Consider the following 448-nt stretch of genomic DNA (forward strand, 5'->3'; position numbering starts at 1 on the left):
TCCACCACACACCCACCATCCAACACCACCACAGAATCAACACCACGCAACGTCCACGCACGATGAGACACCAACACCACCAGACGACCACCAGCAGCCACCTTCAACCGAGCAAAAATCTCCTCCTCAGTCTCAGCATCCACAGCACTGGTCGGCTCATCCAACACCCACACCGGCGCATCCCGAAGAACCACACGCGCCAACGCCAAACGCTGCCACTGACCACCCGAAAGACCAACACCACCAAACGACTCACCCAACTGAGCATCCAAACCACCCTCAAGACCACGCACAAAATCATCAGCACAAGCCACCGACAAAGCCGACCACAAATCAGCATCACCAAGACGCTCAACCGCCGCCTGCGGCAAACCCAGCAGGAGGTTTTCACGCACAGTCAGTTCATAACGGCCGTAGTCTTGACTCACCAAACCAACATTTGCCAACA

General features: G+C 56.0%; 1 protein-coding gene. It reads right to left on the minus strand.

Translation table 11 applies throughout. From position 1 onward, the window contains the following. Positions 1 to 395 (minus strand): ATP-binding cassette domain-containing protein (locus tag HMPREF2879_RS05045; protein ID WP_371326088.1); only part of this gene is annotated, 395 nt, incomplete at its 3' end. Positions 396 to 448: the final 53 nt, after the last annotated feature.

It is taken from the genome of Rothia sp. HMSC069C04, assembly GCF_001812895.1.
Lineage (GTDB): Bacteria > Actinomycetota > Actinomycetes > Actinomycetales > Micrococcaceae > Rothia.